The 13,434-nt window shown below is 66.8% G+C and carries 13 protein-coding genes; 5 read left to right on the top strand and 8 right to left on the bottom strand.

Annotation, left to right across the window (positions count from 1 at the left end; genetic code table 11):
- Window positions 1-53: 53 nt before the first annotated feature.
- From AC1DKN_RS12165 to AC1DKN_RS12155, 3 genes are all read right to left on the bottom strand, one after another.
- Window positions 54-986: a LysR family transcriptional regulator gene (locus tag AC1DKN_RS12165; protein ID WP_476871388.1), complete on the bottom strand. Its 933-nt coding sequence runs from the start codon at window positions 984-986 to the stop codon at window positions 54-56.
- Window positions 987-1,137: 151 nt separating this feature from the next.
- Complete coding sequence (locus tag AC1DKN_RS12160; RefSeq protein ID WP_476871387.1) at window positions 1,138-1,710, bottom strand: MOSC domain-containing protein; 573 nt, start codon at window positions 1,708-1,710, stop codon at window positions 1,138-1,140.
- A 114-nt stretch (window positions 1,711-1,824) separates the two neighbouring features.
- On the bottom strand, window positions 1,825-2,838 hold the full coding sequence (locus AC1DKN_RS12155) for a medium chain dehydrogenase/reductase family protein (protein WP_476858123.1): 1,014 nt from the start codon (window positions 2,836-2,838) through the stop codon (window positions 1,825-1,827).
- Window positions 2,839-2,961: 123 nt separating this feature from the next.
- On the opposite strand from AC1DKN_RS12155, the gene AC1DKN_RS12150 reads away from it, so the two are divergent.
- From AC1DKN_RS12150 to AC1DKN_RS12140, 3 genes are all read left to right on the top strand, one after another.
- Entirely contained in the window at window positions 2,962-3,381 is a 420-nt protein-coding gene (locus AC1DKN_RS12150) for an ArsR/SmtB family transcription factor (protein ID WP_476871386.1), read from the top strand.
- An 18-nt stretch (window positions 3,382-3,399) separates the two neighbouring features.
- Entirely contained in the window at window positions 3,400-3,897 is a 498-nt protein-coding gene (locus AC1DKN_RS12145) for an SRPBCC family protein (RefSeq protein ID WP_230009669.1), read from the top strand.
- Window positions 3,898-3,986: 89 nt separating this feature from the next.
- Window positions 3,987-4,775: an alpha/beta fold hydrolase gene (locus AC1DKN_RS12140; RefSeq protein WP_476871385.1), complete on the top strand. Its 789-nt coding sequence runs from the start codon at window positions 3,987-3,989 to the stop codon at window positions 4,773-4,775.
- 7 nt (window positions 4,776-4,782) lie between these two features.
- Here the strand turns inward: AC1DKN_RS12140 and AC1DKN_RS12135 are convergent, their stop codons facing one another.
- Entirely contained in the window at window positions 4,783-5,535 is a 753-nt protein-coding gene (locus AC1DKN_RS12135) for a TetR/AcrR family transcriptional regulator (RefSeq protein WP_476871384.1), read from the bottom strand.
- Window positions 5,536-5,681: 146 nt separating this feature from the next.
- Here AC1DKN_RS12135 and AC1DKN_RS12130 point away from each other — a divergent pair, with 146 nt between their 5' ends.
- Window positions 5,682-6,500, top strand: a complete 819-nt coding sequence (locus tag AC1DKN_RS12130; protein ID WP_476871383.1) for a DUF2306 domain-containing protein — start codon at window positions 5,682-5,684, stop codon at window positions 6,498-6,500.
- Complete coding sequence (locus AC1DKN_RS12125; protein ID WP_476871382.1) at window positions 6,497-7,036, top strand: DinB family protein; 540 nt, start codon at window positions 6,497-6,499, stop codon at window positions 7,034-7,036. The genes AC1DKN_RS12130 and AC1DKN_RS12125 overlap by 4 nt, the downstream gene beginning before the upstream one ends.
- Window positions 7,037-7,161: 125 nt before the next feature.
- Here the strand turns inward: AC1DKN_RS12125 and AC1DKN_RS12120 are convergent, their stop codons facing one another.
- The 4 genes from AC1DKN_RS12120 to AC1DKN_RS12105 form a co-directional block, all read right to left on the bottom strand.
- A complete protein-coding gene (locus tag AC1DKN_RS12120) occupies window positions 7,162-8,889 on the bottom strand; it encodes a thiamine pyrophosphate-dependent enzyme (RefSeq protein WP_476871381.1) in 1,728 nt (575 codons plus the stop codon).
- 293 nt (window positions 8,890-9,182) lie between these two features.
- A complete protein-coding gene (locus tag AC1DKN_RS12115; RefSeq protein WP_476851757.1) occupies window positions 9,183-10,697 on the bottom strand; it encodes an amino acid permease in 1,515 nt (504 codons plus the stop codon).
- Between the two features lie 74 nt (window positions 10,698-10,771).
- Window positions 10,772-11,716 (bottom strand): glutaminase, encoded by a 945-nt coding sequence (locus AC1DKN_RS12110; protein ID WP_476871380.1) that lies wholly within the window; start codon window positions 11,714-11,716, stop codon window positions 10,772-10,774.
- Entirely contained in the window at window positions 11,713-13,311 is a 1,599-nt protein-coding gene (locus AC1DKN_RS12105) for a PucR family transcriptional regulator (RefSeq protein ID WP_476871379.1), read from the bottom strand. Before AC1DKN_RS12105 ends, AC1DKN_RS12110 begins: the two co-directional genes overlap by 4 nt.
- Window positions 13,312-13,434: the final 123 nt, after the last annotated feature.

Genomic DNA, 13,434 nt, shown 5'->3' with positions numbered 1-13,434 from the left:
CCGGCACCACATGCCGTCCAAGACCAAGATCCGATCCGCTAGATAGGTTCAGCCTATTGATGATGCGCCGGGGGAGGCGTTTCTGTCCCTCCTTGCGGTTGCGGGGCCGCGTGCAGCCGCGCCACCGCCAGGAAGGACCGGGCTGCGGGGGTCAGGTCGTCCCTCCGGCTGAGAACGGCAACATCCAGGTAGGACACGGGTTCGATCAGCAGCGTCCGCAGCCCCGATTTGTGGGCCAGGGGCGCCCACGACGACGGCATCACGGCGTGGCCGACCCCGGCCAGGACCAACGGCAGGATCGAGGTCCGGTGGGCGACCTCGACGACGATTTCGGCGTCGATCCCCCGCGCCAGTGCGTCGTCCACAAGCCAGCGCATCAGCGAACCGCGCTGGCTCGCGACCAGGCGGTGGCCGGCCAGCTCCTCGCGTTGGATCGTTGTTGCGGCGCCAAACGTATCGGACTGGGGATTGACGAGAAGGATCAGCGGCTGGCGATCGAGCTCCAGCACCTCAACGCCGGGAACCTTGATGGGCGTGGGGGAGCCTGCCAGCCCGATCTCCGTGCTGCCGCTTCGGACAGACTCGATGACGTCCTCCGGGGTGAAGGCGGCGCTGACATTGAGCCTGACCAGGGGATGCGCCCGGGTGAAGGCGGCGATCATCGAGGACAGGGGCTCGATCCCGGGTGAGGGCATCGTGACAATGTCCAGCCGTCCGCTGCGCAACCCACGCACCGACTGCACCGCGGACTGCGCAGCATCGAGGTTGCGCATCACGAGCCGGGCCGGCCCGATCAGCTCCTTGCCCGCCTCGGTGAGCACCGCCCGCCGCCCGATCCGGTGGAAGAGCGGCACGCCCAGCTCCTTCTCGAGGGCGGCGATGGTCTGCGAGAGCGATGGCTGGGCGATGAGCAGGTGCTCCGCGGCCCGGCTGAACCCGTCGTGGTCAACAACAGCCAGAAAATACTTCAGCTTTCGGGTGTCCACCCTGGCTCCTTCACCGGTTTTTGCGCTTGACGGTTGCCGTGCGGCCGCCTGATCGATGAGTCCGAGCCTATTTCCTGCCGACGATTCGGATGAGCATTTGTTCCACCTCCGCGGCAAAGAACATGATCGCCGCTCGCCGTCGTCCGCCGCGCTACGGCAGCCGGGAGGGGCGCAGCAGTGTGGGGACGCCGGCCTGCCCGGGGTCGAGCGGGACGGGGCTGACCAGCACGGCCGGGCCGCGGCTCAGGAGGCCGGTCGAAAGCGGCTGGCAGCGCACGCCTCCCCGGCCGCGCATGGCGGCGTGCGCGCCGGGGGCAAGCATCCGGTCCATCCAGGCGCAGGGGTGGGCTGGCCGTCCGGCCCGGAGCCGGACCACGTTGCCCCTCGACTCGAGCGCGAACTCTTCGCCGAGCAGGGGAGCGAGGTGGGCGCCCCGGAGGACCACATTGCGCCGGGTCAGGAGCGGGTCAAAGGGGCCGGCTGCCAGTTCCTTGGCCATCGCCTCGAGGGCCTCGATCGAGAGGAGGGTGACGGCGGCGTCCATGTGCGCGGCCTTGCCGAAGAACCGGTCGCCGACGATGCCCTTGCCGGCCACCAGCTCCACTTGGTCCGCGTCCGTCGTGGGGACCTGCGCCGCACCATCGCGGGCGCGGCCGAAGTAGGCGTGTGCCGGCGAGACAAGGAGGTGCAGAATCTCGACGTCGTACCTGTAGCTTGCCGTCATGCCCTAAAACTATCCTCCCTCGTGGCGCCGGCGCGCCAAGTCGCCGGAAACGTGCGGACACGCCGTAACCTTGCGGCGATCTCGCAAGCTTCCCGCGAACTCGGCGGGGCCTCATCAGGGTACGAGCACGATCTTCCCTTTCGACGCGGTGCTCCCCAGCAGCTCATGGGCGCGGCGAACGTCGGAAAGCGGCAGGCGCTCGGCCACCACCGGGTGAATCTCGCCGCGGCGAAGCAACTCGAGCAGCGCGAAGAAGTCTGCCCTGAACCAGTCCTGGTGGTGGATGCGCAGCTTCTGGATCCGGTAGGACAACACTTTTCGACGGGGTGACAGCCAGCCCCAGAGGGCGACGCTCCCCGTTGCCGCGTACCAGGCGATCACTCCGGGCCAGTTCTTGCGCCCCTGCGCGATGGTGGCGTAGCGGCCAAACACAACGAGCCGACCGCCGGGCCGCAGCGCGCGGAAGGAGCGCAGAGACAGTGGCCCACCGATCCCGTCGAGGGCAATGTCTACGCCGTCGCCGGTGAGCCCGCGCACCCGGGCCAGGAAATCCTCGTTCTGATAGTCGATAGCCACCGCGCCCAGCCGCTCCACTGCGGCGCGGTCCCGGCCGGCGGCGGTCCCGTAGAGGCGGAGGCGGGCCAATGCTCCGAGCTCGAGGATGGCGGCCCCTACCCTGCCTGCCGCGCCGTGAACCAGAACACTCTCCCCGGGCTTCGCCTGGGCCGTCCGGTGCAGCAGCTGGTAAGCGGTCATGTAGGGGAAGACGAGGCTTACGACCTCGGCCGGGTCGAGGTCCTCAGGCACATCCACCGCGTATGCCTCTGGCACACAGACGCGCTCGGCGTTGGCGCCCCACACCGTCAGCGCGCCGATGCGGTCCCCGACCCGTACCCGCGAGCAACCGGGCCCGAGCTCATCAACGATGCCGACGAGCTCATAGCCGGGCGTGAAAGGCGGCTTCGGTCCGCCGAGGTAGGTGCCGGCGCGCAGCTGGGCATCGGTGAAAGAGACCCCCGAAGCCAGGACCCTGACGCGGACTTCGCCCGGGCCGGGCCGTGGATCGTCGACCTCCACCACCTGCAGGACCTCGGGGCCGCCGAAGCGGTCGATCACCACACGCTTCATGGGCTCACTCTACGCTCGGCACACGCTCCGCACACCGGCCTCTTGCCGCCCGGTCCTTGTCTCCACCGGCGTCGTTTCGTGGCCCATTGACACCCCCGAGCGGTCGGACTATTCTACAACCAAATGGTTGTAGATCAGCTCAGAACCCAGCTCAACGACGACGAACTCGACCGCCTTTTCCACGCGTTCGCCGACGCGACCCGCAGGGACATCGTGCGCCGGGTGACAGTGGGCGAGTACTCGGTCTCCGGGCTCGCCGCCCTCTACGCCATGAGTTTCGCGGCCGTCCAGAAGCATGTGGCGGTGCTGGAACGCGCTTCCCTTGTCTCGAAGGAGAAGCGGGGAAGGGAGCAGATCGTGCGGGCCAACCATGACGGCCTGCAGCGGGCCCGCCGCCTGCTGGACGACTACGAGGTCATTTGGCGCCAGCGCGCCGACCGGATTGCGGACCTGCTTGCCGAAGGGGCCGCCCCGGAATCTGACGAGACGCAGGCAGGCGCCAGACCAATCAAGAAATCGCAAGGCCAAGCTGAAGGAAACTGAAGGATAGGAGAGTTCGTCATGACGGTTGTCAGTTCAGTCAAGAATCTTGAGGCGCTGAGCCTCACCGTGGTCGCCGAGTTCGATGCCGGAGTGGGACGCGTCTGGCAAATCTGGGAAGACCCGCGCCAGCTCGAGCGCTGGTGGGGGCCGCCCACGTGGCCGGCCACCTTCGAGAAGCACGAGTTCGTCCCGGGCGGCGAGGCCAGCTACTACATGACGGGACCCGAGGGGGAGAAGGCCCGCGGCTGGTGGCGGTTCGTGACCATCAACGCTCCGCACCGGCTGGAGTTCGATGATGGCTTCGCGGACGACAACGGCGACCCCGTGGCCGATATGGGAACGATCCACGGAGTTGTGACATTGGAGCCAATCGGCGACCGCACCCGAATGACCATCCTGTCCACCTTCGAGGCGGAGGAGCAGATGGAGAAGATCGTCGCCATGGGCATGGAAGAAGGCATGAGGGAGGCGCTGGGCCAGGTCGACGCGATCATCGCCGAGTCCGTCAACGCCTGACCTGCAACGCAACACGACGACGGCGGGAATCTCCCGCCGTCGTCCGCAAGGCCCTGTTCAGCCCGGTATTAGCGGCGGTAACATGCCGTGTGACATTCACCCACGGTTACGCGGCGAACGGCGACCTCCGCATGTACTACGAGGTCCATGGCCACCCGCGGGTCGGCGAGCCCCCGCTGTTGCTGATTCCCGGCGGAGGCTCGAGCATCGAGACCAATTTCGCCGGCCTCATCCCCGCGCTGCTGGCCGAGAGCCTGCAGGTGATCGCCGTCGAAGAGGAAGGCCACGGCCGGACCGCGGCTACCGCCCGGCCGCTCACCGCCGAAGGATCGGCAGGGGACATCAAGGCCGTGCTCGATGCGCTCAACGTGGACTCCGTGGACGTGCTCGGGTTCAGCGCCGGGGGCCACACCGCGCTCGCGCTGGCCATGAGGCATCCGTCCATGGTGCGGTGCCTGATTGCCGCCTCCACCTTCGCCAGCCGCGACGCTGTGGGCGATGAATTCTGGGAGGGGATGGAAAAGGCAACCCTCGATGACATGCCGGAGGTGTACCAGGACGCGGACCGCCGGCTGAACCCGGACCCCGGACACCTCGAGCGGATGTTCGAACTGGACCGCCAGCGGATCCTGAGCTTCCCCGGCTGGTCGGACGAGGACCTGCGCCGCATCACGGCCCGCACCCTGGTGCTGAGCGCAGACCGCGACGTCGTCAGCGCTGACCACGCCGTGCGGATGTCACGGGTCATTCCCGGCGCGCGCCTGATGATCGTGCCGGGTACCCACGGCGATTATTTGGGCGAGCTGGCCGCGAGCGGTGGTGACCTGCGGGCCATGCGGACCACTCTCCCGTACCTGCTGCGGTTCCTGGAGGAGTAGGGGCCGGTCAGGGCCTCGCCGGCGTCGAGGTCTGCGCCGGGCTGGTCTGTGCCGGACTGGAGGTCCAGTGCTGCCGGTGCAGCCGCTCGAAGCCGTCCAGGAGCAGATCGAGGGCGAACTCGAACTCGAACTGGTCATCGCACCCCTGGCCCACCACGGAGTCCTGGTGCGCGGAGGCGGTGGCGACCTTCAGGATGTTCGGATACCGCTCGGCCATCTCCTGGAACATGGCCGCCTGCGCCTCCGGCGGAAGGGTGGCCAGCCCTGCGGCGTTCCCGCCGGCGGAGTCGTCGAACAGCTCCTGGGTAAACCCCCACATGCGGCTGCCGAGGGCGTGCATGACGTGATGGGTCAGGTCCACGGAGAAGCCTCCGGCCAGGAACATGCCGATGAACGAGTCCATGTAGCCAAGGACCGCTGGAGTTTTATTCGTGCGCGATTCCAGCACTTGCCGGGCCCACGGATGCCGCAGCAGCGCCCCCCGCGCCGAGAGCACCCTCAGGCGCACGGCGTCCTTCCAGCCGGCATCGCGGACGGGAGGATCGATCTCGCTGACAAGGGCGTCCACCATGCCATCAAGGAGTTCCTCCTTGTTGGCCACGTGCTTGTAAAGCGCCATCGGCACGACGCCGAGTTCCTGCGCCAGCCGGCGCATGCTCAGCGCCTCGATCCCCACATGATCGGCCAGCACGACGGCGGCAGCCAGGACGCGGTCCCGACTCAACGGAATCCGGCGCGTTCGCTCCGCTTGCTGGGTCATCCGGCCACCCTTCCCTAACGGTTCCCTATTGACAAGTGTACGCCGTACACCTAACGTGGCCGCATCAGGTGTACGCCGTACACCTCGCCGTACACCTCGCGTCTCATGTACCGCCGCCGCCAGCCATCCCAGCCAAGGACCACGCCGTGACAACACACGCCAGCAGCGCCCCCGTCCCCCGAGTCCGCCGCCGCCCCCAGTGGCCAGTGCCAGCCGGATTGATCCTTCTCAGCCTCATCCCGGTGATCGCCGGTGCGGCGCGGCTGACGGAACTGACCGGCGGTGCCGCCGTCACCGCCCAGAACGCCCGGTTCTTCGCCTCACCCGTGCCCGTGGTGACCCACATCCTCAGTGTCACCACCTACAGCCTGCTCGGTGCGTTCCAGTTCCTCCCCGCGCTGCGGGGCCGCCGGGGCTGGCACCGCATCGCCGGCCGCATCCTCGCGCCGGCGGGCCTGCTGGCCGCCCTGTCCGGCCTGTGGATGGCCGTCTTCTATCCGCTGCCGCCCGGGGACGGACCGGCGCTGTTGGTACTGCGGCTGGTCTTCGGCTCGGCCATGGCGGCGAGCATTGTCCTGGGAGTCGTGGCGGTTGTGCGCCGGGATTTTGTGCGGCACGGCGCGTGGATGACGCGCGGCTACGCGATCGGCGTTGCCGCGGGAACGCAGGCGCTGACGGGGCTGCCGTGGATGCTGCTGGTGGGCCCGCCCGACGAGCCGACCCGGGCTGTGCTCCTGGGGGCAGCCTGGGTGATCAACCTTGCGGTGGCCGAGTACGTCATCCACCGGCGCGCCAGGCGGACCGTGCGGGTCCCTGCCGTCCTCCCCGTGCCTGCCGCCGTCGTCCCCGTGTCTGCTGCCGCCGTCGTCGAAGTCGCCGGAAGCGTGCCGGCTCGCCGTACTTTTCCGGCGAAGCGGACGGTTTCCGGCGACGTGGACGCCGGGCGGCTAGACTCACGCGCATGACAATTGTGGACGATCAAGGCCGCCCGGAGCCTCCCCTTGCCGCCGATGAAACCGCGACCCTCCTGGGTTTCCTGGACTACCAGCGGGCCACGCTGGCGTGGAAATGCGCCGGGCTGGACGCGGCCGGCTTTGTGGCTACTACCGCTGCCTCATCGATGACACTGGGTGGGCTCCTGAAGCACATGGCCTATGTGGAGAGCGAATGGTTCTCCCGTTCCCTGCACGCCCGGGACCGGGAGGCCCCGTTTGCCGCCGTGGATTGGAAGGCCGACCCGGACTGGGAGTGGCATTCCGCCGCCGGGGACACCCCGGACCAGCTGCGCACCTTGTGGCAGGACGCCGTGGACCGGTCCCGGGCCAGCGTCACGGAGGCCCTGGCCGCCGGTGGCCTGGACCAATTAGCCCGTCGCCCGTGGCCGGACGGTTCGGCACCGAGCCTGCGCTGGATCCTGTGCCACATGATCGAGGAGTATGCCCGGCACAACGGCCATGCCGATCTCCTCCGCGAGGCCCTAGACGGCGAGACGGGGGAATAGGCGGAGAAACGGGGGAGTAGCCTCGAGGCACCCCTCCAACCACCCGTTGCGCTATCAGTCTTGGCGGTTATGGACGCCGAATGACGACCAGGACTGATAGCGCAACCAGGTTAGGCAGGGTGGATTTAGTAGGCCTTGACCCGCTGTTCGACGATGAGGTGGACCAGGGCGAACACACCGTCCCGGTCGATGGCGGCCAGCGCCGCCTCGAGGGCGGCCGGCACATCCTTATCCTCGGTGACGGTGATGCCGAAACCGCCGAACGCCCGGGCCATCATGCCGAAGTCGGGGTTCTTCAGCTGCGTGCCCGACACCCGGGACGGGTAGTGGCGTTCCTGATGGGTGCGGATGGTGCCGTACTCCTGGTTGTCCATCACGATGATCAGCGGCGTGGCTCCGTACTGGGCGGCCGTGGCGAGCTCCTGGCCGTTCATCAGGAATTCCCCGTCGCCGGCGATGGTGACCACCCGGCGCTCCGGGCTGGCCAGTGAGGCGGCGATGGCCGAGGGCACCGAGTACCCCATGGAACCGTTCCGGGCACTGATCATCGAGGCGTAGCGCCGGGTGGGGAAGTACCGGTGCGCCCAGTTGGTGTGCTCGCCCGCCCCGAATGTCACCAGGGCGTCCTGCGGCAGCAGCGGGACGAGGTTGGCCATCAGGGTGTCCATCTTCGCGGGACCGGCTCCGGGGACCGACGGCGGCAGGCTGGCGAAAGAGCACTGCTCGGCGCGCATCCGGGCCGTCCAGGCCTTCCACTCCTGCCTGACGGGCAGGTCGATGTTGACCAAGTCCCGGACGAAGGCGTCCGGCTTGGCCAGGATCTGGCGGGAGACCGGACCGGAGCGGCCGCGCAGCGAGGGATCGATGCTGACGAGGAAGTTGTTCTTGTTCCAGTCCTGCCGGCAGACGAAACCGTCCGTGATCACGTCCCCCGGGACCGTCCCGACGAAAACGAGCAGATCGGTTTCCTCCAGGAGGTCATAGGTGGGGCGGGGCCGGCCGTAGCCGATCGGCCCCACGTAGCTGGGCGAATCAAAGGAGACGGTCCCCTGTGTACGCCACTCCGCCGCGGCCGGGATGTGGTGCTTTTCGAGCCAGCGGGTTAGTTCCGAGGCGGCTTCCTGGGTCCAGTCGTTCCCGCCGGTGACAAAGAGCGGCTTCTTCGACTGTGCCAGCGCCTCAGCCAGCGCACCGGCATCGGTGCTGCTCATGCCGCCCGCGGCAACCGGGATGGCCGGGTGCAGGGCCGGATCAATGGGGACCCGGATGATGTCCTCCGGCAGGCCCACCACCACGGGCCCGGGACGGCCGCTCATGGCCGCGAACATTGCCTCCGCGACAATTTCGGAGGCCCGCTCGGGGTGGTCGAGGACCATCACGCGTTTGGCGCCGGTGTCGAACCACGCCTTGATGTCGAACTCCTGGAACGCCTCGCGGTCCCGGTGCGCGAACGGAATCAGTCCGACGAAGAGCAGCATCGGGGTGGAGTCCTGCCACGCGGTGTGCAGGCCCACATGGGCGTTCGCTGCCCCGGGGCCGCGGGTGACCATGGCGACGCCGGGGCGCTGGTTCATCTTGCCGTCGGCCTCGGCCATGTAGGCGGCGCCGCCCTCGTGCCGGCAGACCACGGTCTCGATCTCAGAGCCGTGCAGCCCGTCGAGGACGTCCAGGAAGCTTTCCCCCGGGACAACAAAGGTGCGTTCCACCCCGTGCGCCGCGAGCGAATCAACAATCACGTGTCCGGCGGACTTGAGGGTGCTGGCGCCGTTGCGGTTATCCAGGACAGCCCCTGGGGCCGTCTGCAGGGGTTTGATGGTGTCGCCTTCAACTGGGTGCGTGTCGGTTGCGGTCATTGTGGATGCAGACTCGGTTTTCATCACTACTTGTCTTCTTGGGTTGGGTTGGCGGGCATGGCATGTCCACTGAATCCAGCGGAACGGTGGCTAGTCTGTTTCCGGTCCGGTGCAGAAGAAGCAGCCGTCCTCGCAACTGTCGGTCGACGCCGGCGGCTTGCCTTTGTGCGCGTCTGGCGGGTGGCGCTCCTGCAGAGCGCTAGGGCGGCCGGGACTCAGCGGGTTTCGTGGCTTCATGAAGGCTTTCGCGTTGGGTGCCGGGTTGCGGGATTGGTCGGCACTGGGACGTTCGATTAGCGGATTGGGGTCCGGTTGGCCAGCACAGGCGCGGCGCCCGTGAAGCCGTCGCGGGTTTCGGCGATGTCGTGGATTTGTTTCCGGCAGGCGTACCAGCCGCCTACCATCAGCGCGCAGGCCACCAGGGTCACCAGCAATGTGAGCGGGGAATCGATGAAGACCATGACGAGGACGCCGAGCAGGAATACCAGGGAGAGGTAACCGGTGTAGGGGGCGCCGAACATCCGGAAACTGGGGCGCTCAAGCCAGCCTTTGTCTGCCCACCGTTTGAGCTGGATCTGGCAGAGCACAATGGTGGCCCAAGTGACGACGATGCCTACGGCGGCGACGTTCAGGACGATCTCGAAAGCCTGGCCGGGGACCAGGTAGTTCAGCGGGACCCCGAGGAGGGAGACGCCGGCGGTGATAGCGATGCCGCCGTAGGGGACACCGGCCTTGTTCATCCGCTGGGCGAACTTCGGGGCCGATCCGGCCACTGACATGGAACGCAGGATGCGGCCGGTGGAGTAGAGACCGGCGTTCAGCGAGGACAGGGCGGCCGTGAGGACCACGAGGTTCATGATGACGTCCACGCCCTGGATACCGATGGATCCGAAGAACGTCACAAACGGGCTGACGCCTTTTTCATACGAGGTGTAGGGCAGCAGCAGGGCGAGCAGAATGACCGAGCCGACGTAGAAGACGGCGATCCGGAAGACCACGGAGTTGATGGCCTTGGGCATGATTTTTTCGGGGTTTTCGGTTTCGCCGGCGGCGGTACCGATCAGTTCGATCGAGGCGTAGGCGAACAGCACGCCCTGCATAAGGATGATCATGGGCAGCAGGCCGTTGGGGAAGAGGCCGCCATTGTCGGTGATGAGGCTGAATCCGACTTCCTGGCCTTCCACGGGCGTGCCGAACATGACGAAGTAGGTGCCGACCAACAGGAATGCGACCAGGGCCGCGACCTTGATCAGGGCGAACCAGAACTCGAGCTCGCCGAACACCTTGACGGAGACGAGGTTGAGGCAAAGGACCACGACGAGGGCGATCAGCGCCCACGCCCACTGCGGTACGGCCCCCATCCAGGGGATGTATTTGCCGAAGAAGTTCATGTAAAGGGCCGCGGCGGTGATGTCCACGATGGTGGTGGTGGCCCAGTTGATCCAATAGAACCAGCCGGAGATGAACGCGGCTTTCTCTCCGTAGAATTCGCGGGCGTAGGACACGAACGATCCTGACGAGGGCCGGTGCAGCACCAGTTCACCCAGGGCGCGCAGGATCAGGAACGCGAAGAAGCCGCAGACTGCGTAGGCGATGACCAGTGACGGGCCTGCCGCGTTGAGCCGGCCGCCGGCACCCAGGAACAGGCCTGTCCCGATGGCCCCGCCGATCGCGATCATCTGGATCTGCCGGGGCTTCAGGCTCTTGTGATAGCCCGAGTCCTCCGCGTGGATCAGGGCATCCGAAGCGTGGGCGTGGCCGCCATCGGCCTGGTACAAGCCAACCTCGTCATTGGGGTTGTTGGGCATGGGTGTTCCTTTCGATCTGTCAGAGATCTAAATGGGGTTCTGGAGGGAGATTGTGGGGACAGCCGGGCGTCAGATCAGAAAATCGACCACCCGGTCCGGTCGGACAGGTCAGCGAGAGCCGCCGTGCCTGCCAGGGAATTTCCTTTGGAATCCAGCCGCGGGCTCCAGACGCAGATGGCGCACTGGCCGGGGACAATCGCCAGGATGCCGCCGCCTACACCGCTTTTCCCGGGAAGTCCCACGCGGTAGGCGAACTCGCCGGCTGCGTCATACATGCCGCAGGTCAGCATGATGGAACCGATGCGCTTAGCCTCGCTCCTGGAGATCACCGCGCCTTGTACTCCACGACCATCCTGCGCGAGGAATAGACCCGCCTTGGCCACCTCCGCGCAGGTCATCATGATTGAGCACTGCCTGACGTAGTTCTCGACCACTGCCTCTGCGGGCTGCCGCAGGTTGCCGAATTCCTTCAGGAAGTGGGCGAGGGCCAGGTTGCGGCTGCTGCTGGAGAGTTCACTCTTTGCGGCGATCTCGTCGATGAAAGGGCCCTGTCTTCCATTCTGGTGTCCCACCTGGCCGGTGAGGAAACGCAGGACCTGGGCGGCGGCGTCGGGAGTTCTTTCCATCAGATGGTCGGTGACCACCAGGGCGCCCGAGTTGATGAAGGGGTTCCGTGGGATCCCGTGCTCGACTTCAAGCTGGACCAAAGAGTTGAAGGGCGTCCCTGAAGGCTCGCGAAGGACCCTGGACCACAACGAGCCGGAGTTATCGGCGCTGAGCGCCATCGCCAGGGTGAAGACCTTGGAGATGCTCTGGATTGAGAACGGAAGATCGGCGTCGCCGGAACTGAATAGTTCCCCGGACGTCGTGGCAACCGCGATGCCGAAACGGTCGAACGGCGGGGACTGCAGGTGGGGAATGTTTGCGGGGACTGACCCCGCTTCCGTCCGGGGCCGGTGGCCGCGGACAATGTCATCCAGTAATAAGGCAAGCGGCGGCGAATCAAGTGTTGTCATCATTTCTTGCCCACATGCTCCTTCTGCGTGCCGGACCACTCCTGAACATGCAGCAGCGCGACCAGTGCATGGCGGGGATTGCCGAAGTCCAGGCCGGTGACCCGGCTGACCTTGCCGATCCGGTAGTAGACGGTGTTCTTATGCAGCTGCATCCGCTTCGCGCACTCGGCCACGTCGAGTGACGCGTCGAAGAAGGCACGCAGGGTTACGGCCAGTTCCGCGTCGTCGCGGAGCAGGGCCCAGAGGCTGCGGTGCCGAAAGGCCGCCGTCGTAAAGTTCTCCACGGCGTCGTGGAAGAGGATCTCGGCTTCGAAGTCGTCCACCGTGGCAACCGAAACTTCGCCCGAGCGGCGCATGCAGCCCAGCAGCGCTTCGCATATTCCGGTCACGGAATGGATTGATAGCAGATCGGGAACAGCGGGGCCGACGGCGGCAAAGGGGCTGATGCCGAGGTGCTTGTTGGCGTCCTTGACGATTGCCTCGGCCAGACTCCGCAGACCGGCCCCGGCGTTGGCGGACTGCAGCCCGGGAAGGATCACGGCGGTGTCGCCGTGAAACTGTCCCACGATGGCTGAGGGCTTGTAGGCGGCTGCATGGATTGAAGCGAGGTTGGCCAGCTCGCCGTGTTTGAGTGCGGCGTCGTTCTCCTGGGCTTCGGACGCCGAGAGGCCAATCAGGATCAGGGCCGCGGGGCGGTCCGGAGGGATTTTCTCGCTGTGCGCGCTCGCCGCAGCCTCGGCGGGACCCGAAAGGAGGCGCACGATCCGGTCCTCGCGCATGTGCACGGATTGCTGGTTGCGGTACCGGATCAGCTCGGCGGAGGCCCGCGCGGCCGAGCCGGTGAGCACATAGTCGACGTCGTCGCCGAAGCCGCCGCCGGTTTCCTGGAGCCAGATGTAGCCCATGATGCGGTCGCCGGCGAACAGGCTGATGGCGACGCGCTCCCGCAGGCCGTCCTGGGGCCGGGCGGGAACCCGGACCGGCAGGCGCGTCCGGTGCAGCTCGCGGTAGGCGCCGAGGTCCTTGAGGAGGAGTTCGTATTTGCGCGGGCCGCGCCGGGCCAGAATCGAGGCCTTTCGCAGTTCGTCAATGGCGTTGGTGACCGTGGAGTAAGCCAGGACCTTGTTGGCGGCGTCCTCGATCACCACGTGGCTGGAGGTCAGGCGGGCCGTGGTCTGGGCGATGGCGAAGAGGTCTTCTTCGAGCAGGGTCAGCACTTCGCGCTGGTAGCTGGGCGGCTGGATTCGGTCCTTAGCGATGGACAGCAATCGGTCCCAGTCTGCCGCCGGGTCCACCAGCAGCAGCCCGGTTCCGGCGGCGCGTAGCAGCTCTTCGGCTTCCGCCAGTTCGTCGGGGCTGCCCTTGACGGCCAGGACCAGGGGCGGGCGTTTCAAGAGGCGCCGCACTGCGGGCAACGCGGAGCGTCCGCGAACGCCGATCAGCAGGACGAACGCAGTCGCGCCGTCGGCGGTCTCGTCGTCAGCGTCGACGATCAGAAAGCGTTCGATCGCAGCATCCGTGCGGGACGGCCGAAGCATCAGGCTGGCGAAACCCAGCGGAAGATCCGCGAGGATGTCGTCCACTGTAGCTGCGGCCATGGGCTTCTTTCTGAGATCGGCACCCGCCCGGACGGCTTTGTCCGGACACCTCAGCCTATCCAGCAGACATCGCCGAAAGTATGGAAAAGCTCCTAAATTACGCGGCCCGTTTTAGGTCTGTGG

Source organism: Arthrobacter sp. 01N444 (genome assembly GCF_056399305.1).
This window is presented reverse-complemented; position numbering and strand designations above follow the sequence as displayed.